We start from the raw sequence: 25310 nt of genomic DNA on the forward strand, positions 1-25310 counted from the left end.
CCCTGGGCTACCCTGCCTCGACGTTTTGCGAGGTCGACCATGCATATTCATATTCTCGGTATTTGCGGCACTTTCATGGGTTCGCTGGCGGTGCTGGCCAAAGAGCTGGGCCACCATGTCACAGGGTCGGACGCCAATGTCTACCCCCCTATGAGTACCCAGCTCGAAGCCCAGGGCATCGAGCTGACCCAAGGCTACGACCCGGCCCAGCTGGACCCGGCGCCAGACCTTGTGGTCATTGGCAATGCCATGTCGCGGGGCAACCCGGCGGTCGAGTATGTGCTCAACAAGGGCTTGCCCTACGTGTCCGGCCCGCAGTGGTTGGCAGACCATGTGTTGCAGGGCCGCTGGGTGCTGGCCGTGGCCGGCACCCACGGCAAGACCACGACCAGCAGCATGCTGGCCTGGGTACTGGAGCACGCGGGCATGAGCCCTGGTTTCCTGATCGGTGGTGTACCGCAGAATTTCTCGGTGTCGGCCCGCCTGGGTGGTACCCCGTTCTTCGTGGTGGAGGCGGATGAGTACGACAGTGCCTTCTTCGACAAACGATCCAAGTTCGTTCACTACCACCCGCGTACTGCGATCCTGAACAATCTCGAGTTCGATCATGCGGACATCTTCCCTGATCTGGCTGCCATCGAGCGGCAGTTCCACCACCTGGTGCGTACCATTCCGAGCGAAGGCCTGGTGATCCACCCAACCACCGAGCAGGCGCTTGACCGGGTGATCGGCATGGGCTGCTGGACCCCGGTGCAGACCACCGGTGAAGGTGGCCAATGGCAGGCACGCTTGCTGAGCGCCGACGGCTCGCGCTTCGAAGTGCTGTTCGAGGGTGAAGCCCAGGGTGTGGTGGACTGGCCTCTGACCGGCCAGCACAACGTGGCCAATGCCCTGGCCACGTTGGCGGCGGCACGCCATGTAGGGGTAGTGCCTGCCATGGCGATCGAGGGTTTGAGCGCGTTCAAAAGCGTCAAACGGCGCATGGAGAAGGTCGCTGAAGTGCAGGGCGTGACCCTCTACGACGACTTCGCCCACCACCCGACGGCGATCGCCACCACCCTAGATGGCCTGCGCAAGCGGGTAGGCGAGGCGCCAGTAATCGCCATCATCGAGCCGCGCTCCAACTCGATGAAGCTGGGGGCGCACCGTGATGGCCTGCCGGAAAGCGTCAATGATGCCGACCAGGTCATCTGGTATGCGCCGGCCAACCTGGGCTGGGACTTGGCTGCCACGGCCGCGCAGTGCACCGTGCCGAGCGTCGTCGCCGACAGCCTCGAAGCGATCATCGAGCGGGTCAAGGGCCAGGCGCGGCCGGGGACGCACGTGGTGATCATGAGCAACGGCGGCTTTGGTGGCCTGCACAGCAAGTTGGCCGAGGCATTGAAGTGAACGGGCCGGAACGCATCACCCTGGCCATGACCGGTGCCTCCGGGGCGCAGTATGGCCTGCGCCTACTCGATTGCCTGGTGCGTGAGGACCGTGAGGTGCATTTCCTCATCTCCAAGGCTGCGCAACTGGTAATGGCCACCGAGACGGACGTGGTGCTGCCGGCCAAGCCCCAGGCCATGCAGGCGTTTCTGACCGAATACACGGGCGCTGCCGACGGGCAGGTCCGCGTGTATGGCAAGGAAGACTGGATGTCGCCGGTGGCCTCGGGCTCCGGTGCGCCGGCGGCGATGGTGGTGGTGCCCTGTTCCACCGGGACGCTGTCGGCCATCGCCACCGGTGCGTGCAACAACCTGATTGAGCGCGCCGCCGACGTGACGCTCAAGGAGCGTCGCCAGTTGATCCTGGTGCCGCGCGAGGCACCCCTGTCCACCATCCACCTGGAAAACATGCTCAAGCTGTCGCAGATGGGGGCGGTCATTCTTCCTGCGGCACCCGGTTTTTACCATCAGCCGCAGACCATCGATGATCTGGTCGATTTCGTGGTGGCGCGCATCCTCAATCTGTTGGATATCCCGCAGGACATGTTGCCGCGCTGGGGTGAGCATCACTTTGGGGTCGATGATTGAAGCGCGTGTTGGGTGGGGTGCTGGCGATGACATTGTTCAGTGGCTGCGCCACTGTGCGCACGCTGGATGCCAACAGCCCGGGTGCGCCGGTGGTGTATGCCGGGACCAGGCTGGATCTGTATGTGATCAATGGCGGATGTTGCCCAAAATATCGTTTCGGGGCCGAGGCCCCGGCCTTCCCGCGGCTGGACCTGCCGGGGAGCATGCTGCTCGATACCCTGATATTGCCACTGTCTTTGCTGACCGCAGCCGGTATCACGTTTCAGGCCAGCGGGGGCCTGTAAAGGCCGCCCGCCGGGGGCTGGGAGTGGTTTGCAGCCAAGCGCTAGATTTTCCCGAGGCGGCGCAGCTCATCGGACTCGACAATGCGAAGCCCGTCTTCTTCTTCCAGAGCCAGTCGCCACAGCGCGCGTGCCAAGGTGCAGGCTTCGATGCCGCGGTACTTGCCAGGGATCAGCCGTGCAAAAGGTGAGGCCAGACGTTCGCCAAGCCGTGGCTCGATGCGGTCCCCCAGCAGCAGCGACGGCCTGACGATCGTCAGCTGCGGCCAGTCCTGAGCCTTGAGTGCCTCTTCCATTTCGCCCTTGACCCGATTGTAGAAAATCGACGAGTTGGGATCGGCACCGATGGCGCTGACCACCAACAGGTGGCGTGCCCCCATTTCCCGGGCGCGCTTGCTGAAAGCCACGACCATGTCCAGGTCCACGGCGCGAAATGCCTGTTCGGAGCCCGCTTGCTTGAGCGTGGTGCCCAGGCAGCAATAGGCAATATCGACACGGCCAGCCAGTTGCGGGAGAAATACCGCCGGATCACCTACCGGGTTTTCCAGGTGCGGGTGCTTGGCCAGCGGCCGCCGGGTCGGTGCCAGGACACGGCTGATGGTCGGCTCGTTGAGCAGGCGGTCAAGCAGGTGTTCACCGGTCAGCCCAGTGGCTCCGGCAAGCAGGACATGCTGAGGCGTCAAGTACATGATGTCTCTCCCTTGTTACACACAAGCTTAGTGGTTGCCGGGCTTTTTTGCCTGTCGCTGCGTGTGCGCTTGTGCGGCATTACGCAAGGCCTCCTCGGCCTGTTGCTGGCGCAGTCGATGCCAATGGTCCAGTACTGCGGGCGGTGCCCAGAGTTGGGGCTCGGAGGCTTCGAACCCGTCCCTTCGTTCCCTTTCGGCAACACTGGTACGCGCCAGTTCAAACGCCTGTTTCAGGTCGTCGGTCTGGTTCAGCGCCTGGGCGAACAGGGCGTCACCGAAATAGGTGAAATCCGCTTCTTCCGAGCAGCCGAAGGACACCCGGTCCGCACGTGCGGCGGTCATGATCACCGTGCGCTCGTCTTTTAGGGGTGCAATATACCCCCCGGAATAGCAGGCGGAGATGACAATCACCTTGTCGCGCTCCTTGAGCGGCGCCAGGGCGCTGGCCAGCTGGTCGGCGGACAGGTCGGCCAGTTGCAGGCGCGGTTGGTCCAGCACCAGCTGGTGGTCCTGGCTACCGTGGCTGGTGAGGTAAATGAACACCAGGTCTTGCGGGCCAGTGCGCTCGGCCAGGGTGCGGGCGGCCCGGGTCAGGTTCTCGCGGGTGGCCATGGGCCGCGTCGCCAACTGGTCGCGGTGGTTGACCAGGGTGATCTGGCCGCGGGCGCCGAAGCGCACCTTGAGCATGTTGCTCACGTAATCGGCCTCGCGCATGAACACGCTCTGCTGGCCGTCGCCTGCCAGTACCAGGCTGTAGAGTTGGATCGGCGCAACGGAGCGTGGCACTCGGGCCAGGGCTTCATCCAGCAGCCGGCCCTGATTGAGCAGGCCCAGGTCGAGCGGGTCGGGCAGTAACTTGCCTGTTTGGTCGCGCACGCGTACCCCATTGACCCAGGTGCCGCTTTCAACCTTGCCATTGGCCAGGGTCAGTTTGCCTTGGCCGTGATAAGCATCGTTTTCGAAACCGCCTATGTAGGTGCTGCCATCGGGCAATCGCAGATTGCCCTGGCCGGACAGCCGCCAATCGATGAAGCTGCCCTTGTAGTGGCTGCCGTCACTGCCCAACAGTTCGCCTTGGCCAGTGAGCGAGCCATCCTTGAATTCGCCGATCCACACATCGCCGTCGGCATTTTCGTAGCGGCCGCGACCTTCCAGGCGGTTGTCCTTGAATTCGCCAATGTATTGCTCGCCATCGACGCTGTCGTAGGTGCCGCTGCCTTGCAACTGGCCATCGACGAAGCGGCCACTGAACTGGTTGCCGCTGGCATCGCTGCGCACGCCGGCCCCGTTGGGTTTGCCCTTGGCGAACAGCCCCTGGTAACGGCTGCCGTCGGCCAGTTCGAGCTGCCCCGCGCCTTCGTACTGGTCGTCCTTGAACTGGCCACGGTAGGTCTGGTCGGCCTGCTTGAGCGTGCCCTCGCCATCGCGCCGGCCATGACTGAAGGTGCCAGCGTAGTGGCTGCCCGGCGTGGTCAGGTCGCCCAGGCCATCGAACAGGCCAGCAGCGAACTGCCCGCGATAGACCTCGCCATTGCTGCCATGCCATTGGCCCTGGCCATGCCACTGACCATCCTTGAAACCCCCGGCGTACCAGCTGCCATTGGGGTAATCGATGCGCCCTTCGCCTTGCAGCAGGCCGTCCACCACTTGGCCCCGATAGCGGCCGCCGTCGGGCAGTCGGGCGTCCGGTGGCGACAGCGCTTCGCCATCGCCGCAGGCAGCGAGCATCAGTGTCAGGGCAAGGGGGAGCAGAGGACGCATGGCGGAATCCAGGCAAAAGATCTGCCGAGTATGCCGCACAATGGGGGCAATGAGACAGCCATGGCACGGGGCCGCGCGGCGGCCCCGAAGGCCGTCAGACGAAGCAGAGCGAAAGCGGTTGGGCAATATAGGCGGGCTTCTCTTCCCCCTCGATTTCAAGGGTCGCGGTCGCTTTGAGCAGCCACTGCCCAGGCTTTTTCTCCGTCACCTCGCCCAGCTCCACCTTCAGCCGCACCTTGCTGTCGACTTTCACCGGCTGAATGAAGCGCACGCTATCCAGGCCGTAGTTGACCACCATCTTCAACCCTTCAGGCAGCACGAGAATGTCTTCCATCAGCGTGGGGATCAACGACAGCGTCAGAAAGCCGTGCGCAATGGTGCCGCCGAACGGGGTTTTAGCCGCCTTTTCCGGGTCGACATGGATGAATTGAAAATCGCCGGTGGCCTCGGCGAACAGGTTGATGCGCTGCTGATCGATCTTCAGCCAGTCGGAGCGTCCCAGCTCCTTTCCAACGTACTGCGAAAGTTCGTTAACCGGTACATGGGGCATCGCGACTCTCCAGGTTCTCATTTGGTACGAAAGTGCAAGATCAGCACGGCGAACCGTTTCAGTCAAGTTGCCTGCTTTTCGGCGAATATCGGCATATAGGCAGGGCATGCTTATAATGGCCGGCATGCTCGAAGGAGATCCTTATGCTGTTGCGTGGTTTGACCTGGCTGGTGTTTTTTCAACTGCTGGGTACGGCGATCAATCATCTGCTCGTGCCGATTCTGCCGGGGCCGATTATCGGCCTGTTGCTATTGTTGTTCTTCCTGATGGCCCGTGGCGAAGTCGGCAAGCCGCTGAACGAAGCGGCCAGCAGCCTGTTGCGCTATCTGCCGTTGCTGTTGGTACCGCCAGCGGTCGGGGTAATGGTTTACGCCAAGGACATCGCGGCTGACTTCTGGGCCATCGCTGGGGCCTTGCTGATCTCTTGCCTGGTCACCCTGGTCTTCGTCGGTGTGCTGATGCAAACGCTGATGCATCGCCAACGCAAGCGCGAGGAGTTGCCATGAACCTGGACTGGCAAGGCGCGCTCGATGCTGTCGTCCACCACCCGCTGTTTGGTATCGGCGTTACATTGGGGGCTTACCAGATCGTGCTGGCGGCTTACGAAAAAACCCGCTGGATCTTCCTGCAGCCGGTGCTGGTGTCGATGCTGCTGGTCATTGGCGTATTGCTGGCCTGTGGCATCGACTACCGTGAATACCGCAAAAGCACCGAAATCATGAACATTCTTCTGGGGCCTGCTACGGTGGCCTTGGCCGTGCCGCTGTACCTCAACCTGCGGCGTATCCGTCAGCTGTTCTGGCCGACATTTACTACGCTGGTACTCGGGGGCCTGTTCGCCACGGTGTGCTGCCTGCTGCTGGGCTGGTGGTTCGGTGCCGAGCACATGATCCTGATGACCATGGCGCCCAAGTCGGTTACTTCGCCGATTGCCATGCTGGTGGCCGAACAGATTGGCGGCGTCGCGGCGCTGGCAGCGGTGTTCGTGCTGATCACTGGCGTGATCGGGGCCATTTTCGGCCCGGCGCTGTTGAGCCGTTTTGGTGTGAACAGCCCCGAGGCCCGTGGTATGTCGCTGGGTGTGACGGCGCATGCCGTAGGCACTTCGGTGGCCCTGCAGGAAAGTGACGAGTGCGGCGCGTTTGCCGCGCTGGCGATGAGCCTGATGGGGGTGGCCACGGCGGTTTTCCTGCCGCTGGCGGTCAGCCTGGTGGCTTGAGGAGTTGTGATGACGCTACCGCTGTTTCCCCTCAATACCGTGCTGTTTCCCGGTTGCCTGCTCGACCTGCAGATCTTCGAGGCGCGCTACCTGGACATGATCGGCCGCTGCATGAAACAGGGCACGGGCTTTGGCGTGGTGTGCATCCTCGAAGGTGAGCAGGTCGGCAAGGCGCCACCTGTGGTCGCGTCGATCGGCTGCGAAGCGATGGTCCGGGATTTCGTCCAGCAGGAAAACGGCTTGTTGGGCATCCGTGTGGAGGGGGTGCGGCGCTTCGAACTGAACCAAAGCGAGGTGCAGAAGGACCAGTTGCTGGTGGGTGACGTGCACTGGTTGCCCGAGCAGGCGGACAGCCCCTTGACCGAGCAGGATGATGACTTGCTCGCCCTGCTGGTGGCGCTGGGCGAGCATCCGATGGTCGAGGCCCTGGACATGCCCCGAGCGATCGATGGGCGCCAGGCGCTGGCCAATCAGCTGGCCTATCTGCTGCCGTTCATGGAGGAAGACAAGCTGGACCTGCTGGTGATCGACTCCCCATCAGAGCGGCTGGCAGAGATTCAGAGGCTGCTGGAGCGGATTCAAGGTGAATTGTTTGCCTGATTGATCAGGGCTGTCTGCATGGCCTCTTTGTGTTTTAGCTGCGAAGAGGCCACCACAGGCGACCTCAGTACTGGTAACGCGCCAGCGCATGCGGCAGTGCATGCATGGCAAAAAACGCCAGCAGCGCAATACAGGCCGGCAACACCAGCCACCACACCCGCTGTGGTAGTGCATTGAGCGGTTGACGGTACTGCACCAGCGTCAGGCTCGCTGCACATACGCAGCATGCCAGCAGGGCCCCGGCCAGCACGTCGGTCGGCCAGTGCGCCCCCAGGTATACCCGCGACAGGGCGATTGCCAGTGCCGGAATACAGCCCAGCATTACCCAGGTCAGGCGCATGCGCGGCGGTTGCGCGCGCCCGGCCAGCACCGCCAGCACCAGAAAGAACGCAAACGATGCCGAACTGTGCCCGCTGGGCATGCTGTAGCTGGTCAGCGGGTCGGTCAGCACTTCCGGGCGCGCCCGGGCGAACAGCCATTTCAACGAGCCATTGGCGATGGCCGTGCCCAGCAGTGTGGCGCCGGCGAACACGGCATGGCGCCATTGGCGGGCGAGCAGCAGCAAGGCGGTGAGCAGCCCGCCGAGGAACAGCTGGGTGCGGAAATCACCCAGGCGGGTCACCAGCACCACGGTCCCGTCGATGGCGCGGCTGCGGTGTTCCTGGACCAGGGTCATCACCCCTTGGTCGAACGCCTGAAGGTACGGCCAGCCCAGAAACACCCCGGCCAACGCCAGGAAGCTCAAGCCAGCGATCAGCCGGGTGCCGTGGCGCTGGTCGCGAATGCTGCTGTTCAGGCTCAGGCCGATCAACACTGCCAAAGTGCCTGCGACAATGCCGGCGTCGAGCCAGAAACCTTCCGGCAGCGGCAGGCGCATGGCCGCCCCAGTGGCCCAGCCCGGCAACAGGTAGGCCACCGACCAGCCGGCGCCCGCCACCAGGCTGACCGCGATGAACCGCGGTAGTGGCATGTCGAACATGCCGGCGACCATCGGCAGCATCGGTCGCAACGGGCCGATGAACCGGCCTACCAGCAGGCTGGCGATGCCGTACCGTTGGAAATAGGCCTCGGCACTGCCGATCCATTCCGGGTGGTGACGCAGCAGTGGCAGGCGGCGGATGTTCTGGTGGAAGTATTTACCTATCGCGTAGGACAAGGCGTCACCGAGCACGCCACCGAGAAACCCCAGCAGCAATGTTTCACCCAGGCTGAAGGTGCCGCTGCCGGCCAGCACTGCCACCGCGAACAGTAATACCGTGCCTGGCACGATGATGCCGGCGATGGCCAGGCACTCGATGCAAGCCACCAGGAAGATGGCCAGGCCAAGCCACTGCGGGTTTGCACTGAGCCAGCCAGTCAAGCTGTCGAGCCATTGGCCCATGTTTCAGCTTCCTTCTTGAGTGAGGGGGCGTTCAATTATGGAGAAGTCCCGCCCTTCGACCTGGCCACGGCGCAGCGGGTTCCGGGTGCAGAAACGGGCAAATTCGGCGTCGACGAAGCGGTAGGGCAAATGCTCGTCGCGGCCATGGGGGATGCCCAGGCGTGCTGCCTGGATAACCTTCGGTACGGCGATGCCGCAATCTTCGACGTACAGGCGCTCGGCGTCGAAACGCTGGGCGTCCCAATCCGGCACTTTCAGGCCCAGGGCGCGACACAGCAGGGTCTGGCCGGCACACAGGCGCTCGGCGGGCCGCAGGTTGCCACTGGCATCGGGGTTGTTCAACTGCATCTGGGCCAGGCTGTTGGCATCGGAAATGGCGTCCACCCAGGGGTAGGCGGACTTTATCAATACCGCGTTGCCAGGGCCGTGGGCGCTGAAGTTCAGCGAGTCGCCGCCGCGGGCGTAATACATATAGATGTGCCCACCGTCGAGGAACAGCGCCTTGCGTTTCTCGGTATAGCCAAGCGAGGCGTGGCTACCCTTGTCGGTGAGGTAGTAGGCCTCGGTCTCGATGATTCGCGCTGCCAGCCACAGGTCGCCATGGCGATGGCGGATGACCTTGCCCAGCAGGGCCTTGGCCAAGGTTTGGGCGTCGCGATCGAAGAAGCTGTCGGGCAGGGCGCGGGCAGGGCAGGGGGTGGTGTCTGGCATGCTGGCGGTTCGTCGTGGTGAAGGCGCGGATGATAGCAATGAATGGCTTAATCGAGGCTGAATCAGGACAACTCGTTAAGACCGGTTACATCTTTCCTACCTCTTTCGATCAGCCATTTTCTACCATCCGCCACCCGCCGCTGGGCGTATACCTGTACGACAGTTATAATCAGTCGATTTCCCCTTCGCCAAGACATCGAACCCATGACTGAGTCCGTTCTTGACTATATGACCCGTTTGGGTCGCTCCGCTCGCCAGGCGTCCCGGGTGATCGCGCGTGCCAGCACCGCGCAGAAGAACCGCGCCCTGCAGGCCGCCGCCGATGCGCTGGACGCCGCCCGTGCCGAGCTCGCCGCAGCCAACGAACTGGACCTGGCCGCCGGCCGTGCCAATGGCCTGGAGCCGGCGCTGCTGGACCGCCTGGCACTGACTCCGGCGCGCATCGACGGCATGATCACCGGCCTGCGTCAGGTGGCCAGCCTGCCGGACCCGGTCGGCGCCATCCGTGACATGAGCTATCGCCCGTCGGGCATCCAGGTCGGCAAGATGCGTGTACCGCTGGGGGTGATCGGGATCATCTACGAGTCGCGTCCCAATGTGACCATCGATGCCGCCAGCCTGTGCCTGAAGTCGGGCAACGCCACCATCCTGCGTGGGGGCTCCGAGGCCATCCACTCCAACCGCGCGATCGCCACCTGCATCCAGCGCGGCCTGGCCGAAGCCGACCTGCCGGCGGCCGTGGTGCAAGTGGTCGAGACCACCGACCGGGAAGCCGTCGGCGCGCTGATCAGCATGCCGGAGTTCGTCGATGTCATCGTCCCCCGCGGTGGCCGTGGCCTGATCGAGCGCATCAGCCGTGATGCCCGGGTGCCGGTGATCAAGCACCTGGACGGTATCTGCCATGTCTATGTGGCTGAGCATGCCGATCTGGACAAGGCCTGGCGCGTTGCCTTCAATGCCAAGACCTACCGTTATGGCATTTGCGGTGCGATGGAAACCCTGTTGGTCGATCAGCGCGTGGCGCAAGGCTTCCTGCCAGAAATGGCCCGTCGCTTCCAGGAAAAAGGCGTCGAGCTGCGTGGCTGCGAACGTACCCGTGCACTGATCGAGGCCAAGCCGGCCACAGAAGACGATTGGCATACCGAGTACCTCGACGCTATTCTGTCGGTCCGTGTGGTCGACGGCCTGGACCAGGCCATCGAGCACATCAACCACTATGGCTCGCACCACACCGACTCGATCATCACCGAACACCAGGGCCAGGCTCGCCAGTTCATGGCTGAGGTCGACTCGGCGTCGGTGATGCTCAATACCCCGACGTGCTTCGCCGATGGTTTCGAATACGGCCTGGGTGCAGAAATCGGCATCTCCACCGACAAGCTGCACGCCCGTGGCCCGGTCGGCCTGGAAGGGCTGACCTGCGAGAAGTATGTCGTGATCGGCGACGGCCAGCTACGCGGCCAGGAGTCCTGCTGAGTTGAGCAAGGCCCAGGCAGTCCGGCGTATCGGCATTCTCGGTGGTACTTTCGACCCCGTGCACATCGGCCACCTGCGCAGCGCGCTGGAGGTGGCCGAGTTCATGGCGCTGGATGAACTGCGCCTGCTGCCCAACGCCCGTCCGCCGCACCGCGACACCCCGCAAGTGGCAGCCGAAGATCGCCTGGCCATGGTGCGCAGCGCCGTGCAGGGCGTCGAGTGCCTGAGCGTGGATGCCCGTGAGCTTGAGCGTGACAAGCCGTCGTACACCATCGATACGCTGGAATCGATCCGTGCTGAACTGGGCGCCGACGACCAGCTGTTCCTGGTGCTCGGTTGGGACGCCTTCTGCGGCTTGCCGGGCTGGCACCGCTGGGAAGAACTACTGCAACACTGTCACATCCTGGTGCTGCAACGCCCGGATGCCGACGTTGAACCCCCTGACGAGCTGCGCAACCTGCTGGCTGCGCGCTCCGAGAGCGATCCCACCGCCATGTCCGGCCCGGCGGGGAATATTTCGTTCGTCTGGCAGACGCCGCTCGCGGTGTCGGCTACACAGATCCGACAGCTGCTGGCCAGCGGCAAATCGGTGAGGTTCCTGGTGCCGGACGCCGTACTGGCCTACATCGAGGCGCACGAACTGTATCGTGTGCCTAACTGACGGTGCCCTGCGGGCGCCTCATCCTACGAGTTGAACGAGTTTTATATGAGCAAGCAAAAAATCAATGGCGAAGAACTGGTCAAACTGACCATTAGCGCTCTGGAAGACGTCAAGGCCCAGGATATCCAGGTCATCGACGTGCGCGAGAAGCACAGCCTGACCGACTACATGATCATTGCCACCGGTACCTCCAACCGCCAGATCAACGCAATGCTGGAAAAGGTCCGTGAAGCGGTCAAGAAAGAAGGCGCGCAGCCGCTGGGCGAAGAAGGCAAGGGCGACAGCGACTGGGTGTTGCTGGACCTCAACGACGTCATCGTGCACATGATGACCGCCGCTGCCCGCCAGTTCTACGACCTGGAGCGCCTGTGGCTGGGTGCCGAGCAAAGCCGTGCGGCCGATGCCAAGCACCACAGCCCGGAAAACGCCAGCGACTACTTCACCGACAAGCTCAAAGACCGGGAATAAGGAAGCGTCGTGCGTCTGCGCCTGATCGCGGTCGGCTCGCGCATGCCCAAGTGGGTCGAGGAAGGCTGGCATGAATATGCCAAGCGCCTGCCCCAGGAGCTGTCGCTAGAGCTGGTGGAAATTCCGCTGAACACCCGTGGCAAGAATGCCGACGTCGCCCGCCTGATCCGTCAGGAGGGCGAGGCCATGCTGAGCAAGGTTCAACCCGGGGAACGCATTGTCACCCTCGAGGTCCATGGCAAGCCCTGGAGTACCGAGCAGCTGGCGACCGAGCTGGACCGCTGGCGCCTGGACTCGCGGACGGTGAACCTGATGGTGGGCGGCCCGGAAGGGCTGGCACCGGAGGTCTGTGCGCGGGCCGAGCAACGCTGGTCGTTGTCGCCGCTGACGTTGCCGCACCCGTTGGTAAGGATACTCATCGGCGAGCAGATCTATCGCGCCTGGACAGTGTTGTCCGGGCACCCTTACCACAAATGAGCCTGTAAGCAGTCAGATGTCGCAGCCGATCCGTCTCAAGGACCACGAGAAAGACGCCCGCCTGGTGCGTAACCGCGTCGTGGTCGGCGCGGTGGCGATCATCCTGCTCATTTGCGTGCTGATTGCGCGGCTTTACTACCTGCAGATCATCCAGTACGACTATCACTCGACGCTGTCGGAGAACAACCGGGTGCACGTGCAGCCGATCCCGCCGACCCGCGGGCTGATCTTCGACCGCAACGGCGTGGTCGTTGCCGACAACCGGCCTAGTTTCAGCTTGTCGATGACTCGCGAGCGTGCCGGTGATTGGCAGGCAGTACTGGACAGCATCGTTGAAGTGCTGGAGCTGACACCCGATGACCGTGCGCTGTTCGAAAAACGCATGAAGCAGGGGCGGCGGCCCTTCGAACCGGTGCCCATTCTGTTCGAGTTGAACGAAGAGCAGATCGCCCGTGTGGCGGTCAACCAGTTCCGTCTGCCGGGTGTGGAAGTGGTCGCCCAGTTGGTGCGGCATTACCCGCAGGGGGCACATTTTGCGCACTCGGTCGGCTACGTGGGGCGGATCAACGAGAAAGAGCTCAAGACCCTTGATCCGGTCAACTACAGCGGCACCCACCACATCGGCAAGACCGGCATCGAACGGTTCTACGAAGACGACCTGCACGGCCAGGTCGGCTACGAAGAAGTCGAGACCAACGCCCGTGGCCGGGTGCTGCGGGTGCTCAAGCGCACCGACCCGAAGCCGGGCAAAGACATTGTGCTGAGCCTGGACATCAAGTTGCAGGAAGCCGCCGAAGCAGCCCTGGGCGGCCGTCGGGGGGCCGTGGTGGCGCTCGACCCACGCACTGGCGAAGTGCTGGCGATGGTCAGCCAACCGAGCTTCGACCCCAACCTGTTCGTCACCGGCATCAGTTTCAAAGCCTACGCCGAATTGCGCGATTCGATCGATCGCCCGTTGTTCAACCGTGTGTTGCGTGGCCTGTATCCGCCGGGCTCGACCATCAAGCCGGCGGTGGCCATCGCTGGCCTGGACAGTGGTGTGGTCAACGCCAGCAGCCGGGTGTTCGACCCCGGTTACTACCAGTTGCCCAACTACGATCACAAATACCGTAACTGGAACCGCACCGGCGACGGTTGGGTCGACCTGGATACCGCCATCATGCGATCCAATGACACCTACTTCTACGATCTTGCCCACAAAATGGGCATTGATCGGCTATCCACTTACATGAACAAGTTCGGCATCGGCCAGAGGGTCGCCCTCGACATGTTCGAGGAGTCGTCCGGCCTGATGCCATCGCGTGAGTGGAAGCGCGCCACCCGCCGGCAAGCCTGGTTCCCGGGGGAAACCCTGATCCTGGGGATCGGCCAGGGCTACATGCAGGCCACGCCGCTGCAACTGGCGCAAGCCACTGCGCTGATCGCCAACAAGGGTGTGTGGAATCGCCCGCACCTGGCCAAGACCATCGAAGGCCAGCAGCCGGTGGACCCTAACCCCATGGATGACATCGTTCTGCGTGACAAATCCGATTGGGCCAAGGTCACCCACGGCATGGAGCAGGTGATGCACAACGCCCGTGGCACGGCACGCAAGGCAGCGGCCGGTGCGCAATACCGCATTGCCGGCAAGAGCGGTACCGCCCAGGTGGTGGCCATCAAGCAAGGCGAAAAATACGACCGCAACAAACTTCAGGAGCGTCACCGTGACCACGCGTTGTTCGTCGCCTTCGCCCCGGCCGATGCGCCGAAGATCGTGGTGTCGGTGATGGTCGAGAACGGCGAGTCCGGCTCCGGTGTCGCCGCGCCCGTGGTGCGGCAGATCATGGATGCCTGGTTGCTCGATGAAAGCGGCCGGCTCAAGCCTGAGTACGCTCCTGCCACCGTCGCCCAGGAAAAGGCCCTGTGAAGAACAATTTCGATCGCATGCTCTCCAGCGAGGACGTGATGCGTCGACGCGCCAGCTTCCTGCAGCGCATCCACATCGACGGCCCCCTGCTGGTCATTCTGCTGACCCTCGCGGCTGGCAGCCTGTTCGTGCTGTATTCGGCCAGTGGCAAGAACTGGGACCTGCTGCTCAAGCAGGCTACCTCGTTCGGCATCGGCCTGGTGTCGATGTTCGTCATCGCCCAGCTCGAGCCTCGTTTCATGGCCCGCTGGGTGCCGCTGGCCTACCTGGCCGGGGTGTTCCTGCTGATCGTGGTGGATGTGATGGGGCACAACGCCATGGGTGCCACGCGCTGGATCAACATCCCCGGGGTGATCCGCTTCCAGCCCTCGGAATTCATGAAGATCATCATGCCGGCGACCATCGCCTGGTACCTGTCCAAGCGCACCTTGCCGCCGCACCTCAAGCATGTGGCCATCAGCCTGGTGCTGATCGGCATGCCGTTCATCCTCATCGTGCGCCAGCCGGACCTGGGGACTGCGCTGCTGATTCTGGCCTCCGGTGCATTCGTGCTGTTCATGGGGGGGCTGCGCTGGCGCTGGATCCTGAGCGTGGTCACGGCAGCGGTGCCGGTGGCCGTGGCGATGTGGTTCTTTGTCATGCACGACTACCAGAAGCAGCGGGTACTGACCTTCCTCGACCCGGAAAGCGACCCGCTGGGCACTGGCTGGAACATCATCCAGTCCAAGGCGGCGATCGGCTCGGGCGGGGTGTTTGGCAAGGGTTGGCTGTTAGGCACCCAGTCGCACCTGGACTTCCTGCCGGAGAGCCACACCGACTTCATCATTGCGGTGCTGGGTGAGGAGTTCGGCCTGGTCGGCATTTGCCTGCTGCTGATTGTCTACCTGTTGCTGATCGGCCGCGGGCTGATGATCACTGCGCAGGCGCAGACCTTGTTCGGCAAGCTGCTGGCGGGCAGCCTGACCATGACTTTCTTTGTGTATGTGTTCGTCAATATCGGTATGGTCAGCGGCCTTCTGCCCGTGGTGGGCGTGCCGCTGCCCTTCATTAGCTATGGCGGAACTTCGTTGGTGACGCTGCTGTCAGCGTTTGGCGTTCTGATGTCGATCCATACGCACCGCAAATGGATCGCACAGGTTTGAATAAGGTGAAGAATTTAATGCAAGCAGTGCGTAACTGGGCTGCCCGTTGTGCGCCGTGGATTGGCGCGGTGGGCCTGTTCGGCGCTGTCCAGCAGGCTCACGCCGGCGATTACGACGGTTCGCCGCAAGTGGCCGAGTTCGTCGGCGAGATGGCCCGCGACTACGGCTTTGCCAGCGAGCAACTGATGGGCGTGTTCCGTGAGGTGCAGCGCAAGCAATCGATCCTCGACGCCATTTCGCGTCCGGCCGAACGGGTCAAGCCGTGGAAGGAGTATCGCCCGATGTTCATCACCGACGCGCGCATCGCGCGAGGGGTGGACTTCTGGCGCCAGCACGAAGCCGTGCTGGCCCGCGCCGAGCAGGAATATGGCGTGCCGGCGCAATACATCGTGGCGATCATCGGTGTGGAAACCTTCTTTGGTCGCAACACCGGCAACTACCGGGTGATCGATGCGCTGTCCACCTTGGGTTTCGACTACCCGCCGCGTGCCGAATTCTTCCGCAAGGAGCTGCGTGAATACCTGCTGCTGGCCCGTGAAGAACAGCTCGACCCGCTGACGCTCAAGGGCTCCTATGCCGGCGCCATGGGCCTGCCGCAGTTCATGCCGAGCAGTTTCCGCAATTACGCCGTGGACTTCGATGGCGACGGCCACATCAATATCTGGAACAACCCGGACGACGCCATCGGCAGCGTCGCCAGCTACTTCAAGCGCCATGGCTGGGTCGCCGGCCAGGGTGTGGTCAGCCGCGCCCAGGTCAGTGGCGAGCGGGCCGACGAGGGCCTGACCACCGGCATTGAGCCGGTGAAAACGGTTGCACAGTTGCGGGCGCTGGGCTGGTCGAGTCATGATGCGCTGCGCGATGATCTGCCAGTTACCGCCTTCCGCCTGGAAGGTGAAAACGGTCCCGAGTACTGGATGGGCCTGAAGAACTTCTACGCGATCACTCGCTACAACCGCAGCGTGATGTATGCCATGGCCGTGCATCAGCTTTCGGAACAGCTGGTCCTAGCACGGGGCGTCAAGTAAATGCGCGCAATATTCTCTGCCAACACCTTCAAGCTGCTGACCTGCATGACCGTCGGCATGCTGCTGGTCAGCTGTTCCTCCAGCCGCCCGACCACGCAGCAAAGCGGTAACACCGTGCGCTCGCAGCCCGGCCTGGACATCAATCGGGCCCACAAGGACGGTGCGCCGTGGTGGGACGTGGATGTGAACAAGATCCCCGACGCGACGCCGACCGTGCACACCGGTGCCTACAAGGCCAACCCTTACACTGTGCTGGGCAAGACCTATTACCCGATGCAGGACGCGCGCAACTACCGCGCCGAGGGGACCGCGTCGTGGTATGGCACCAAGTTCCACGGGCAGAACACCGCCAACGGCGAGCTGTACGACCTCTATGGCATGAGCGCGGCGCACAAGACACTGCCGCTGCCGGCCTACGTACGGGTGACCAACCTGGCCAACGGGCGCAGCGTAATCCTGCGGGTCAATGATCGTGGCCCGTTCTATTCCGACCGCATCATCGACTTGTCGTACGCGGCGGCGAAGAAGCTTGGCTATGCCGAAATCGGCACTGCGCATGTGCGCGTAGAAGGCATTGACCCGCAGCAATGGTGGGCCCAGCGTGGCCAGCAACCGCCACTGGTGCTCAAGGAACCCCAGGTGGCCCAGACCCAGGCGATCCCGGCCAGCACCGGGCGTGTCGAACAATGGACGCCGCCACCGCAGCAACATGCGGCGCCGGTGGTGCCGGTGCAAGTGGGTGGCAACAATGTGCCGGGCAACAACGGCGGCAGCTTCCTGCAGGTTGGCGCCTTCGCCAACCCGGACGCCGCCGAGCTGCTGCGCTCGAAGCTCAGCACCATGGTCAGCGCGCCAGTGTTCATCAGCTCCATCGTGCGTAACCAGCAGACCCTGCACCGCGTGCGCCTGGGGCCGATCGGCAGCCAGGGCGAGATCCAGCAGGCACAGGACAGCATCCGCCTGGCGAACCTTGGGCAAGCCAAGCTGGTCACAGCTGACTGACCGTGTTGCTTTCTTCGCGGGTAAAGCCGCTCCCGCAGGGTGTTGCACTGCCTTGCGGGCGCGGCTTTACCGGCGAAGAAGGCGACGTCAAACTGTCGGTTTTGTCATGAATTGCGGGGCGCGGATATGTACAATGTCCGCTTTTGCCCGCGGCGACACGCAGCCGCATTTTGCGGGCCTGGCCGAAGGCCACAAAAACTAGACTGACTGGCGCTGGGCACACGATGTGGCCCAGGGAACATCTCAGACCATTAGCGATTTTCGAGAGACGGATGAACATCACCAACCTTGCCAAACGACTTTGCCTGCCCGTACTGCTGATGATCACGCCGGTTGCCTTCGCAGCCGAGCAGATGATGCCATCGCCACCGCAGCTGGCCGCCAAGTCCTACGTACTCATGGACGCGTCCAGCGGCAACGTGCTGGTCGAGAACAACGGTGACGAGCGCCTGCCGCCAGCCAGCCTGACCAAGCTGATGACTGCCTACATCGCCACCCTGGACATCCGCCGCGGCCAGATCGGTGAGAACGACCCGGTCACCGTCAGCGAAAATGCCTGGCGCACCGGTGGTTCGCGCATGTTCATCAAGGTGGGCAGCCAGGTCACCGTCAGCGACCTGCTGCACGGCATCATCATCCAGTCGGGTAACGACGCTTCGGTCGCCCTGTCCGAGCACATCGCCGGCAGCGAAGACGCTTTCGCCGACATGATGAACAAGACTGCCGCCGACCTGGGCATGTCCAACAGCCACTTCATGAACCCGACTGGCCTGCCGAACCCGGAGCACTACTCCTCGGCCCACGACATGGCCCTGCTGGCCCGTGCGATCATCGACGAAGACCCGGCGCACTACGCGATCTACTCGCAGAAAGAGTTCTTCTGGAACAACATCAAGCAGCCAAACCGCAACCTGCTGCTGTGGCGTGACAAGACCGTCGACGGCCTGAAGACTGGCCACACCGACGAAGCGGGCTACTGCATGGTCGCCTCCGCCGTACGTGACGGCCAGCGCCTGATCGCCGTGGTGTTCGGTACCAACAGCGAGCAGGCGCGTGCCGCCGAGACCCAGAAGCTGCTGACTTACGGTTTCCGCTTCTTCGAAACCCAGACCTTCTACCAGAAGGGCACCGAGCTGACTCAGGCGCCAGTCTGGAAAGGCGCCACCAGCCAGGTGAAGGCTGGTCTGGCCAACGACCTGACCATGACTATGCCTAAAGGCCAATTGAAGCGCCTGCAGGCTTCGATGACCATGAACCCGCAGCTCACCGCGCCGATCGCCAAAGGTGACGTGATCGGCAAAGTGGAAGTCAAACTGGACGAGAACGTGGTTCACAGCGCCGACCTGATCGCCCTCGATGGCGTCGAGGAAGGTGGTTTCTTCCGTCGTATGTGGGATAGCATCCGTCTATTCTTCTACGGGTTGTTCAACTGATACGTGACCTGCATGCCCCCGCTCATCTTGCGGGGGCGTTGTTGTTGCCACGGCTTACGAGGCCGTTTCCGCCATGAGCGAACCTGACGTCAAGTCACACAAAATCGAATTCCCCTGCGTCGATTACCCGATCAAGGTCATCGGCGACACCGTTGTCGGCTTCAAGGACATGGTGATCGAAGTCCTGAGCAAGCACGCCAAGGTCGACCTTTCCACCCTGGCCGAGCGCCAGAGCAAGGAAGGCAAGTACACCACGGTGCAATTGCACATCGTTGCCGAAAGCGAGAACCAGCTACACGACATCAACAGTGCCTTGCGCGCGACTGGCATCGTGAAAATGGTGCTCTGATGCCCGCTTGTCTCGGCTTTCGCGACCTTGGCCTGCAGCGCTATGAACCCGTGCTGGAGGCCATGCGTCGCTTTACCGAGCAGCGTAGCCCGGACAGCCAGGACGAAGTCTGGCTGGTCGAGCACCCCGCGGTCTTCACCCAGGGCCAGGCCGGCAAGGCCGAGCACCTGTTGGTGCCGGGCGATATCCCGGTGGTGCAGACAGACCGCGGCGGCCAGGTGACCTACCATGGCCCCGGGCAACTGGTGGCCTACCTGTTGCTGGACGTGCGCCGCCTGGGCTTTGGCGTGCGCGAACTGGTCAGCCGCATCGAGCAGACGCTGATCGAGCTACTGGCCAGCTACGGTATCAGCGCCGCTGCCAAGCCCGATGCGCCGGGTGTCTATGTCGATGGAGCGAAGATCGCCTCCCTCGGCCTGCGAATCCGCAACGGCCGTTCTTTTCACGGCCTTGCTCTGAACGTGGATATGGACCTTGCGCCATTCCGCCGAATCAACCCCTGTGGGTATGCGGGGCTGGCCATGACCCAGTTGCGCGACCTGGCAGGTCCGATCGAACTCGACGAGGTCAGGACAAGGCTGCGCGGACAGCTGGTCAAGCACCTCGACTATGCTGAGCAGACGACCCTGACGGGCGGAATCGACTGAATATGACAACTGTGCAAGAAGCCGTGCCGAACCTGATACCTACCCAGGATGCCACCGCGCGCCCAGCGCCGAAGAAAGTGGAAGCTGGGGTCAAGCTGCGGGGAGCCGATAAGGTCGCGCGCATCCCGGTGAAGATCATCCCCACTGACGAGCTGCCGAAAAAGCCCGACTGGATCCGTGTGCGCATCCCGGTTTCCCCCGAGGTAGACCGCATCAAGCAACTGCTGCGCAAGCACAAGCTGCACAGTGTCTGCGAAGAGGCATCCTGCCCGAACCTGGGCGAGTGCTTCTCTGGCGGCACCGCGACCTTCATGATCATGGGTGACATCTGTACCCGTCGCTGCCCGTTCTGTGACGTCGGCCACGGCCGGCCCAAGCCATTGGATGTGGACGAGCCGAAGAACCTGGCCGTCGCCATCGCCGACCTGCGCCTGAAGTACGTGGTGATTACCTCGGTGGACCGCGACGACCTGCGTGACGGCGGTGCTCAGCACTTCGCCGATTGCATCCGTGAGATCCGCGCGTTGTCGCCGGGCGTGCAGCTTGAGACGCTGGTGCCGGACTACCGTGGCCGTATGGACGTGGCCCTGGAGATCACCGCGCAAGAGCCGCCGGATGTCTTCAACCACAACCTCGAAACCGTCCCGCGCCTGTACAAGGCCGCCCGCCCAGGTTCGGACTACGACTGGTCGCTGGACCTGCTGCAGAAGTTCAAGCAGATGGTGCCGCATGTGCCGACCAAGTCGGGCCTGATGCTCGGCCTGGGCGAAACCGACGAGGAAGTGATCGAGGTGATGCACCGCATGCGCGAGCATGACATCGACATGCTGACCCTCGGCCAGTACCTGCAGCCTTCGCGCAGCCACTTGCCGGTGCAGCGCTTCGTTCACCCGGACACCTTTGCCTGGTTCGCCGAGGAAGGCTACAAAATGGGCTTCAAGAACGTCGCGTCGGGCCCGCTGGTGCGTTCGTCCTACCACGCCGACCAGCAGGCTCACGAAGCCAAGATCAAGCTCTGATCCTGGTTTGAGCCCTACATGCCGATGCGCGCCGAAAGGCGGCATCGGCATTGTTGTTTTGGCGTCATGCACTGCAAGGAGTCGCAATGATTTGCACTGAGACCTTTGACCCTCGCTTGCCCGCCGCGCTGCCGGGTAACGCCTGCTTTGCCATCGTCGCGCCGGCCGGACCGGCTCGGCTGGATGCGCAGAAGGCCAGCCAGTGGTTTGCCAGCCGCGGCTACAGGTGCCGTATCTATCCGGGGGTCGATCAAGCTGAAGGTTATCTGGCTGGCGCGGACCAGCAACGCCTGCAGGATCTGCACGATGCCTTTGCCAACCCGGCCATCGATGCCATTTTGTGCATGCGTGGTGGCTACGGCAGCATGCGCCTGCTCGATCAGCTCGACTTTGAGCTGATCCGCCGTAACCCCAAGCCGTTGATCGGCTATAGCGATATCACAGCGCTGCACCTGGCCATCTTCCGGCATACCGGCTTGCTGGCCTTCCATGGGGCGATGCTCAATGCTGACCTGCTGGGGGCCAAGCGGGAGCCGACCGAGTCCTCGCTACTGGCACAACTGAGCGGGCAACTGGGGGAGGGCGATGCCATTGCGCATCCGGCCGATTTTGCCTTGAGTTGCATCGTACCGGGTGTTGCCAGCGGGCGTTTGCTGGGCGGTAACCTGTCGATACTGGGCGCAACCCTGGGGACGATGGCCGAGATCGATACGCAGGGCAGCATCCTGTTCATCGAGGACGTCAATGAGCCCCTGTACCGGGTCGACCGTTTGCTGACTCAGTTGCGCCTGGCTGGCAAGCTGGAGGGGGTGAAGGGTGTGCTGGTGGGGGATTTCGCCGGGATTACCGTGGCGGCTTTGACACCGCTGTTGCAGGACATCTTTGGCCCGCTGGGCGTGCCGGTACTGGCTGGCTGGCGCAGTGGGCATTGTGATCCGAATGTGTGTTTGCCGCTGGGGGGCGAGGTGGTGCTCGACAGCGAGAAGCTGAGCCTGGTGTTGGCGCAAGACCTGTTCAGGGGTTGAATATTTGGGGCCGCTCGGCGGCCCACCGCTGGCATGCCAGCTCCGACAAGGCTGTACCTGTGGGAGCCGGCTGCACGCCTGGGTTTCAGCGCTGGCGCAGGCTATCGAGCAGCTTGTGCGTCGGATAGCCGTCTGCCGGCCACCCAAGCGCCTGCTGGGCATTACGAATGGCCTTGCGGGTGTTGGCACCGATGATGCCGTCCGGGTTGCCTGCCTCGTGCCCGCTGGCATTGAGCAGGTTCTGCAGCTCCATGCGTTCGCTGCGGCTCAACGGCAGGTCCTCCTTCGGCCAACTGCCGGCAATGAAGCCCCACCCTGAGAAACGATCGCCCAGCAGGCTCACCGCCAGTGCGTAGGACGATGAGTTGTTGTACCTGAGGATCGCGCGGAAATTGTCCAGCACCAAGAAGGCCGGGCCTCGAGCGCCAGCCGGCAGCAGCAGGGCGGCAGACAACTCGTTGCTGCCCGCCGGCAATTGCGTGCCCGCGGGCAGTTTCACACCCATTTGCAGCCATTCGCTGACCGGCTTGCGCAGCGAGCCGTCGGCCAGCCAGTAGTCGAACCCTGCCGGTACCTGCACCTCGAAGCCCCAGGGCTGGCCGCGCTTCCAGCCCGAGCTTTGCAGATAGTGGGCCGTCGAGGCCAGGGCGTCTGGGGTGCTGTTCCAGATATCCCGGCGGCCATCACCGTCGAAGTCCACGGCGTGGGTGTTGTACGTGGTCGGAATGAACTGGGTCTGGCCCATGGCGCCGGCCCACGAGCCGCGCATGGCCTCGGGCTGGATGTCGCCATGCTGGATGATCTGCAGCGCGGCGATCAGCTGGTCTTGGGCAAACTGTGGGCGGCGGCCCTCGTAGGCAAGGGTGGCCAGTGAGCGAATCACTGACTTGCTGCCCTGGAACTGGCCGAAGTTACTCTCCATGCCCCATACCGAGACCAGCACCTGGCGGTCAACGCCATAGCGCTGTTCGATTCGGCTCAGCAGTTCGGCATTCTGCTCCAGCAGCTTCTTGCCGTTTCGTACCCGCAGGGGCGACAGTGCGCCTTCGAGGTACTCCCACACCGGGCGGGTGAATTCGGGCTGGCTGCGATCGGCCTTGATCACGTCCATGTCGGGTGTCACGCCGATGAACGCACGGTCAAAGGTGCTTGCCGAAATACCCGCTTGCAGCGCCTGCTGACGGAAGCCGGCCTGCCATTGGGCAAAGGTCTGCAGCGGCTGGATGTCAGTGCTGACGTCGGGCGTGGCGCTGGGCAGGGTCACTACCGGCGCGGGCTGGGCAGGTGCCAGCGGCAGGGCGTCGGCGGCGGTGGGTTTTTCCGCACAGGCGACGAGCAGGATGAAGCTGGAGGCCGCGAGCAGTTGGCGGGATTTCCAACGGGGGAGAAGGCTGAAGGGCATGCACAGATCCAGAATTTCAGGTCAGGTGCCGACCATACCATGCCTGCGCTTTCGATGCTTTCATGCGGCCAAAAAGTAAGAAGCCTCCCAATCTCTCGATTGGAAGGCTTCGCGGCGGTAGCTGCCTTTGCCTTTGTTCGGTTGTTCCTGGCGGCAGCGGAACAGTGGCTGGGCGATGATCGACTTGGCCTTGTTGGGGCCGTGCTTTTTCGGCTTTTTGCTCATGGCGATAATCCCGTTTGGGGTGGATTGCGGGGCGGACTGTAGGCCCGAAGAGAGGGCAGGGCCAATTGATTGTGTATATGGAAAGGGGGCGGGGATGCCTGGCTCACTCGGGCGGCAGTACCAGGCGCTGCCCAGCCATGAGCAGCGACAAACGTGACAGCCCGGTCCAGGGCGAACCCTCGGCCTGCCCTTTGATCTGGGCATCGATGCGCTGGGCATCCTGCAGCAACTGCGCCCAACGCTGCGCCGAAAGACGCTGCAGGGCTTTGCTGACCAGTGGGCGACGTTTGTCCCACACCGGTGGCCTGGCCTGGCTGAAGGCCTTGTCCAGCGGCACGCCCTGGCTGAACTGCTGGGCCAACCCAGCCAGCAGGCGCAGCTCACGGGCCAGCGCCCAGAGAATCACCGGGGGCTCCACGCCTTCGCCACGCAGGCCTTCGAGCATGCGCAGGGCATGCGCGGCCTCGCCATTGAGGATGGCATCGACCAGGCCAAACACATCGAAGCGCGCGCTGTCGGCCACGGCAGATTGCACCGTTTCGACGGTGATCTGGTTGCCTTCGGCGAGCAGTTTGAGCTTTTCGATTTCCTGGGCCGCAGCCAGCAGGTTGCCTTCGACCCGCGCAGCGATCAGGTCGACCGCATCGCGCTGCGCCGAGAGCCCGGCCTGGGCCAGGCGTTGGTTGATCCATTGTGGCAACTGTTGGGCGTCCACCGGCCAGATCTGGATGAACTGGCAGTGGGCGCCTTCGATCAGCGCCTTGCCCCATTTGGTCTTCTGCGCGCTGCCATCGAGCTTGGGCAGGCTGACCAGCAGCAAGGTGTCTTCAGCGGGGTTGGCGCAGTATTCCATCAACGCCGCAGCGCCTTTGTCACCAGGCTTGCCGGAAGGCAGGCGCAGCTCCAGCAGGCGGCGTTGAGCGAACAGGGAGAGGCTGGCGCCCGCCTGAAGCAATGTGCCCCAGTCGAAGTTGGCGTCGGCGCTGAACACCTGGCGTTCGTCGAAACCTTGCTGGCGCGCCGCGTTGCGGATGGCATCGGCGGCTTCCTGGCACAGCAGCGGGTCATCGCCACTGACCACATAGACAGGGGCCAAGGCGCCTTGCAGGTGCTTGTTGAGTTGGGCGGGTGCGAGTTTCATGGGAAACAGGCGGGGCACCGAGGTGCCCCGCTCGGGCTCACTGGCCCGGGATTTCCAGCGGCGATTGCTGTGGTGTCTCCGCCTGCTGACGGCGCGCAGCTTCCAGCGCGTCGGCCTCGGCCTTGGCGCGGTCGTCGGCCTTGCGCTGCAGTTCGTCCAGCTGAGCCGGCGTCAGGTTCTGCAGGCGTGCGATCAACGACTGTACCAGGTCACGGCGCATTTCCGCGCGGGCCTGGGTGGCCTCCTGGTCGGAGCCGGTGACGTTCGAGCCGTCACGTACATACACCTTGCGCACTTCGACCTTGTCGCTGAGCAGCTCGAGGTTGTTCAACCCCAGGATGCTGTAGTTGAGCACGGTGTTGAGTTCGTACTCGGCCGTGCGGCTACCGCCGTTGTAACTCGCCGCGCGCTGGTTTTCCTGCTCGTTGGTGAGCACCAGGCGATACGGCGCGCCGGTATGGATGTTGACACCGCTACGCTGGAGAATCTGACGCAGCTCGTTCACGGTCTGGCCGTAGGCGTTGCGTGCGCTGACGTCCATCTCCTTGATGCTGAGCTCGTTGGTGCCGGTACCGCGCAACTGGAAACCGCAGGCGCTGAGCATGACGGCCAGGCCCATTACCAGCAGATTGCGTTTGATCATGTTGTTGCTCCCTTGTGGGCCGATACCGCCCACCCGCACTGACTGCGGGTGGGCGTTGC

General features: G+C 63.2%; 28 protein-coding genes. 19 read left to right on the forward strand and 9 right to left on the reverse strand.

Features of this window, described 5'->3' with window-relative positions:
- Positions 1-39 precede the first annotated feature (39 nt).
- The 3 genes from mpl to APH34_RS09080 are packed head-to-tail and all read left to right on the forward strand — an operon-like array spanning position 40 to position 2299.
- Positions 40-1389 (forward strand): UDP-N-acetylmuramate:L-alanyl-gamma-D-glutamyl-meso-diaminopimelate ligase, encoded by a 1350-nt coding sequence (gene mpl, locus APH34_RS09070; RefSeq protein ID WP_054900842.1) that lies wholly within the window; start codon positions 40-42, stop codon positions 1387-1389.
- Complete coding sequence (gene ubiX, locus APH34_RS09075) at positions 1386-2015, forward strand: flavin prenyltransferase UbiX (protein ID WP_054900843.1); 630 nt, start codon at positions 1386-1388, stop codon at positions 2013-2015. The genes mpl and ubiX overlap by 4 nt, the downstream gene beginning before the upstream one ends.
- Positions 2012-2299, forward strand: a complete 288-nt coding sequence (locus APH34_RS09080; RefSeq protein WP_054900844.1) for a YceK/YidQ family lipoprotein — start codon at positions 2012-2014, stop codon at positions 2297-2299. Before ubiX ends, APH34_RS09080 begins: the two co-directional genes overlap by 4 nt.
- 41 nt (positions 2300-2340) lie before the next feature.
- Here the strand turns inward: APH34_RS09080 and APH34_RS09085 are convergent, their stop codons facing one another.
- The 3 genes from APH34_RS09085 to APH34_RS09095 all read right to left on the reverse strand — a co-directional run bounded on the left by APH34_RS09085 (position 2341) and on the right by APH34_RS09095 (position 5296).
- Entirely contained in the window at positions 2341-2985 is a 645-nt protein-coding gene (locus tag APH34_RS09085) for an oxidoreductase (protein WP_054900845.1), read from the reverse strand.
- A 27-nt stretch (positions 2986-3012) separates the two neighbouring features.
- Positions 3013-4746: a C13 family peptidase gene (locus APH34_RS09090; protein WP_054900846.1), complete on the reverse strand. Its 1734-nt coding sequence runs from the start codon at positions 4744-4746 to the stop codon at positions 3013-3015.
- Between the two features lie 94 nt (positions 4747-4840).
- Complete coding sequence (locus tag APH34_RS09095; protein ID WP_054900847.1) at positions 4841-5296, reverse strand: MaoC family dehydratase; 456 nt, start codon at positions 5294-5296, stop codon at positions 4841-4843.
- A gap of 143 nt (positions 5297-5439) precedes the next feature.
- On the opposite strand from APH34_RS09095, the gene APH34_RS09100 reads away from it, so the two are divergent.
- Genes APH34_RS09100 through APH34_RS09110 form a run of 3 tightly spaced genes read left to right on the forward strand, consistent with a single transcriptional unit; the run spans position 5440 to position 7115 of the window.
- A complete protein-coding gene (locus APH34_RS09100; RefSeq protein ID WP_054900848.1) occupies positions 5440-5802 on the forward strand; it encodes a CidA/LrgA family protein in 363 nt (120 codons plus the stop codon).
- 2 nt (positions 5803-5804) lie between these two features.
- On the forward strand, positions 5805-6515 hold the full coding sequence (locus APH34_RS09105) for an LrgB family protein (protein ID WP_177337021.1): 711 nt from the start codon (positions 5805-5807) through the stop codon (positions 6513-6515).
- Between the two features lie 9 nt (positions 6516-6524).
- Positions 6525-7115, forward strand: a complete 591-nt coding sequence (locus tag APH34_RS09110; RefSeq protein WP_054900850.1) for an LON peptidase substrate-binding domain-containing protein — start codon at positions 6525-6527, stop codon at positions 7113-7115.
- 64 nt (positions 7116-7179) lie between these two features.
- Here APH34_RS09110 and APH34_RS09115 read toward each other — a convergent pair whose 3' ends face one another.
- On the reverse strand, positions 7180-8496 hold the full coding sequence (locus APH34_RS09115) for a bifunctional DedA family/phosphatase PAP2 family protein (protein WP_054900851.1): 1317 nt from the start codon (positions 8494-8496) through the stop codon (positions 7180-7182).
- A 3-nt stretch (positions 8497-8499) separates the two neighbouring features.
- Complete coding sequence (locus tag APH34_RS09120) at positions 8500-9207, reverse strand: DNA-3-methyladenine glycosylase (protein ID WP_054900852.1); 708 nt, start codon at positions 9205-9207, stop codon at positions 8500-8502.
- Positions 9208-9411: 204 nt separating this feature from the next.
- Here APH34_RS09120 and APH34_RS09125 point away from each other — a divergent pair, with 204 nt between their 5' ends.
- From APH34_RS09125 to APH34_RS09185, 13 genes are all read left to right on the forward strand, one after another.
- Entirely contained in the window at positions 9412-10683 is a 1272-nt protein-coding gene (locus APH34_RS09125; protein WP_054900853.1) for a glutamate-5-semialdehyde dehydrogenase, read from the forward strand.
- A gap of 1 nt (position 10684) precedes the next feature.
- Entirely contained in the window at positions 10685-11344 is a 660-nt protein-coding gene (gene nadD, locus APH34_RS09130) for a nicotinate-nucleotide adenylyltransferase (RefSeq protein WP_054900854.1), read from the forward strand.
- A 45-nt stretch (positions 11345-11389) separates the two neighbouring features.
- Positions 11390-11812: a ribosome silencing factor gene (gene rsfS / locus APH34_RS09135; protein ID WP_012312550.1), complete on the forward strand. Its 423-nt coding sequence runs from the start codon at positions 11390-11392 to the stop codon at positions 11810-11812.
- Between the two features lie 9 nt (positions 11813-11821).
- A complete protein-coding gene (rlmH, locus tag APH34_RS09140; protein ID WP_008090421.1) occupies positions 11822-12289 on the forward strand; it encodes a 23S rRNA (pseudouridine(1915)-N(3))-methyltransferase RlmH in 468 nt (155 codons plus the stop codon).
- Between the two features lie 16 nt (positions 12290-12305).
- A complete protein-coding gene (mrdA, locus tag APH34_RS09145) occupies positions 12306-14195 on the forward strand; it encodes a penicillin-binding protein 2 (protein ID WP_054900855.1) in 1890 nt (629 codons plus the stop codon).
- Between the two features lie 38 nt (positions 14196-14233).
- On the forward strand, positions 14234-15337 hold the full coding sequence (gene rodA / locus APH34_RS09150) for a rod shape-determining protein RodA (protein ID WP_054900963.1): 1104 nt from the start codon (positions 14234-14236) through the stop codon (positions 15335-15337).
- Between the two features lie 17 nt (positions 15338-15354).
- Positions 15355-16365: a lytic murein transglycosylase B gene (mltB, locus tag APH34_RS09155; RefSeq protein ID WP_054900856.1), complete on the forward strand. Its 1011-nt coding sequence runs from the start codon at positions 15355-15357 to the stop codon at positions 16363-16365.
- On the forward strand, positions 16366-17367 hold the full coding sequence (locus tag APH34_RS09160) for a septal ring lytic transglycosylase RlpA family protein (RefSeq protein WP_054900857.1): 1002 nt from the start codon (positions 16366-16368) through the stop codon (positions 17365-17367). It begins immediately after the preceding gene.
- A 272-nt stretch (positions 17368-17639) separates the two neighbouring features.
- Positions 17640-18800 carry a D-alanyl-D-alanine carboxypeptidase family protein gene (locus APH34_RS09165; protein WP_054900858.1) on the forward strand — a complete coding sequence of 387 codons (1161 nt, stop codon included), beginning with the start codon at positions 17640-17642 and terminating at the stop codon, positions 18798-18800.
- Positions 18801-18873: 73 nt separating this feature from the next.
- On the forward strand, positions 18874-19149 hold the full coding sequence (locus APH34_RS09170) for a DUF493 domain-containing protein (protein WP_054900859.1): 276 nt from the start codon (positions 18874-18876) through the stop codon (positions 19147-19149).
- Entirely contained in the window at positions 19149-19796 is a 648-nt protein-coding gene (gene lipB, locus APH34_RS09175) for a lipoyl(octanoyl) transferase LipB (protein ID WP_054900860.1), read from the forward strand. The genes APH34_RS09170 and lipB overlap by 1 nt, the downstream gene beginning before the upstream one ends.
- 2 nt (positions 19797-19798) lie before the next feature.
- Entirely contained in the window at positions 19799-20815 is a 1017-nt protein-coding gene (gene lipA / locus APH34_RS09180) for a lipoyl synthase (RefSeq protein WP_054900861.1), read from the forward strand.
- Positions 20816-20901: 86 nt separating this feature from the next.
- Positions 20902-21840 carry an LD-carboxypeptidase gene (locus APH34_RS09185; RefSeq protein ID WP_054900862.1) on the forward strand — a complete coding sequence of 313 codons (939 nt, stop codon included), beginning with the start codon at positions 20902-20904 and terminating at the stop codon, positions 21838-21840.
- Between the two features lie 85 nt (positions 21841-21925).
- On the opposite strand, the gene APH34_RS09190 is transcribed toward APH34_RS09185, so the two are convergent.
- The 4 genes from APH34_RS09190 to lptE all read right to left on the reverse strand — a co-directional run bounded on the left by APH34_RS09190 (position 21926) and on the right by lptE (position 25251).
- Complete coding sequence (locus APH34_RS09190) at positions 21926-23242, reverse strand: lytic murein transglycosylase (RefSeq protein WP_054900863.1); 1317 nt, start codon at positions 23240-23242, stop codon at positions 21926-21928.
- 60 nt (positions 23243-23302) lie between these two features.
- Positions 23303-23467, reverse strand: a complete 165-nt coding sequence (arfA, locus tag APH34_RS09195; RefSeq protein ID WP_003257578.1) for an alternative ribosome rescue factor ArfA — start codon at positions 23465-23467, stop codon at positions 23303-23305.
- Between the two features lie 103 nt (positions 23468-23570).
- Positions 23571-24608 (reverse strand): DNA polymerase III subunit delta, encoded by a 1038-nt coding sequence (holA, locus tag APH34_RS09200; protein WP_054900864.1) that lies wholly within the window; start codon positions 24606-24608, stop codon positions 23571-23573.
- A gap of 37 nt (positions 24609-24645) precedes the next feature.
- On the reverse strand, positions 24646-25251 hold the full coding sequence (lptE, locus tag APH34_RS09205) for an LPS assembly lipoprotein LptE (protein WP_054900865.1): 606 nt from the start codon (positions 25249-25251) through the stop codon (positions 24646-24648).
- Between the last annotated feature and the right edge of the window lie 59 nt (positions 25252-25310).

Origin of the sequence: Pseudomonas sp. NBRC 111131 (genome assembly GCF_001320525.1) — a bacterium.
Taxonomy (GTDB): domain Bacteria; phylum Pseudomonadota; class Gammaproteobacteria; order Pseudomonadales; family Pseudomonadaceae; genus Aquipseudomonas; species Aquipseudomonas ceruminis.

What these genes read in the sequence shown, in the direction of transcription:
- mpl (WP_054900842.1), top strand. Translation starts at nt 40, where the DNA reads ATGCATATTCATATTCTCGGTATTTGCGGCACTTTCATGGGTTCGCTG.
- APH34_RS09085 (WP_054900845.1), bottom strand. Translation starts at nt 2,985, where the DNA reads ATGTACTTGACGCCTCAGCATGTCCTGCTTGCCGGAGCCACTGGGCTG.
- APH34_RS09090 (WP_054900846.1), bottom strand. Translation starts at nt 4,746, where the DNA reads ATGCGTCCTCTGCTCCCCCTTGCCCTGACACTGATGCTCGCTGCCTGC.
- APH34_RS09095 (WP_054900847.1), bottom strand. Translation starts at nt 5,296, where the DNA reads ATGCCCCATGTACCGGTTAACGAACTTTCGCAGTACGTTGGAAAGGAG.
- APH34_RS09100 (WP_054900848.1), top strand. Translation starts at nt 5,440, where the DNA reads ATGCTGTTGCGTGGTTTGACCTGGCTGGTGTTTTTTCAACTGCTGGGT.
- APH34_RS09110 (WP_054900850.1), top strand. Translation starts at nt 6,525, where the DNA reads ATGACGCTACCGCTGTTTCCCCTCAATACCGTGCTGTTTCCCGGTTGC.
- APH34_RS09115 (WP_054900851.1), bottom strand. Translation starts at nt 8,496, where the DNA reads ATGGGCCAATGGCTCGACAGCTTGACTGGCTGGCTCAGTGCAAACCCG.
- APH34_RS09120 (WP_054900852.1), bottom strand. Translation starts at nt 9,207, where the DNA reads ATGCCAGACACCACCCCCTGCCCTGCCCGCGCCCTGCCCGACAGCTTC.
- APH34_RS09125 (WP_054900853.1), top strand. Translation starts at nt 9,412, where the DNA reads ATGACTGAGTCCGTTCTTGACTATATGACCCGTTTGGGTCGCTCCGCT.
- rsfS (WP_012312550.1), top strand. Translation starts at nt 11,390, where the DNA reads ATGAGCAAGCAAAAAATCAATGGCGAAGAACTGGTCAAACTGACCATT.
- mrdA (WP_054900855.1), top strand. Translation starts at nt 12,306, where the DNA reads ATGTCGCAGCCGATCCGTCTCAAGGACCACGAGAAAGACGCCCGCCTG.
- rodA (WP_054900963.1), top strand. Translation starts at nt 14,234, where the DNA reads ATGCGTCGACGCGCCAGCTTCCTGCAGCGCATCCACATCGACGGCCCC.
- mltB (WP_054900856.1), top strand. Translation starts at nt 15,355, where the DNA reads ATGCAAGCAGTGCGTAACTGGGCTGCCCGTTGTGCGCCGTGGATTGGC.
- APH34_RS09160 (WP_054900857.1), top strand. Translation starts at nt 16,366, where the DNA reads ATGCGCGCAATATTCTCTGCCAACACCTTCAAGCTGCTGACCTGCATG.
- APH34_RS09165 (WP_054900858.1), top strand. Translation starts at nt 17,640, where the DNA reads ATGAACATCACCAACCTTGCCAAACGACTTTGCCTGCCCGTACTGCTG.
- APH34_RS09170 (WP_054900859.1), top strand. Translation starts at nt 18,874, where the DNA reads ATGAGCGAACCTGACGTCAAGTCACACAAAATCGAATTCCCCTGCGTC.
- lipB (WP_054900860.1), top strand. Translation starts at nt 19,149, where the DNA reads ATGCCCGCTTGTCTCGGCTTTCGCGACCTTGGCCTGCAGCGCTATGAA.
- lipA (WP_054900861.1), top strand. Translation starts at nt 19,799, where the DNA reads ATGACAACTGTGCAAGAAGCCGTGCCGAACCTGATACCTACCCAGGAT.
- APH34_RS09185 (WP_054900862.1), top strand. Translation starts at nt 20,902, where the DNA reads ATGATTTGCACTGAGACCTTTGACCCTCGCTTGCCCGCCGCGCTGCCG.
- APH34_RS09190 (WP_054900863.1), bottom strand. Translation starts at nt 23,242, where the DNA reads ATGCCCTTCAGCCTTCTCCCCCGTTGGAAATCCCGCCAACTGCTCGCG.
- arfA (WP_003257578.1), bottom strand. Translation starts at nt 23,467, where the DNA reads ATGAGCAAAAAGCCGAAAAAGCACGGCCCCAACAAGGCCAAGTCGATC.
- holA (WP_054900864.1), bottom strand. Translation starts at nt 24,608, where the DNA reads ATGAAACTCGCACCCGCCCAACTCAACAAGCACCTGCAAGGCGCCTTG.
- lptE (WP_054900865.1), bottom strand. Translation starts at nt 25,251, where the DNA reads ATGATCAAACGCAATCTGCTGGTAATGGGCCTGGCCGTCATGCTCAGC.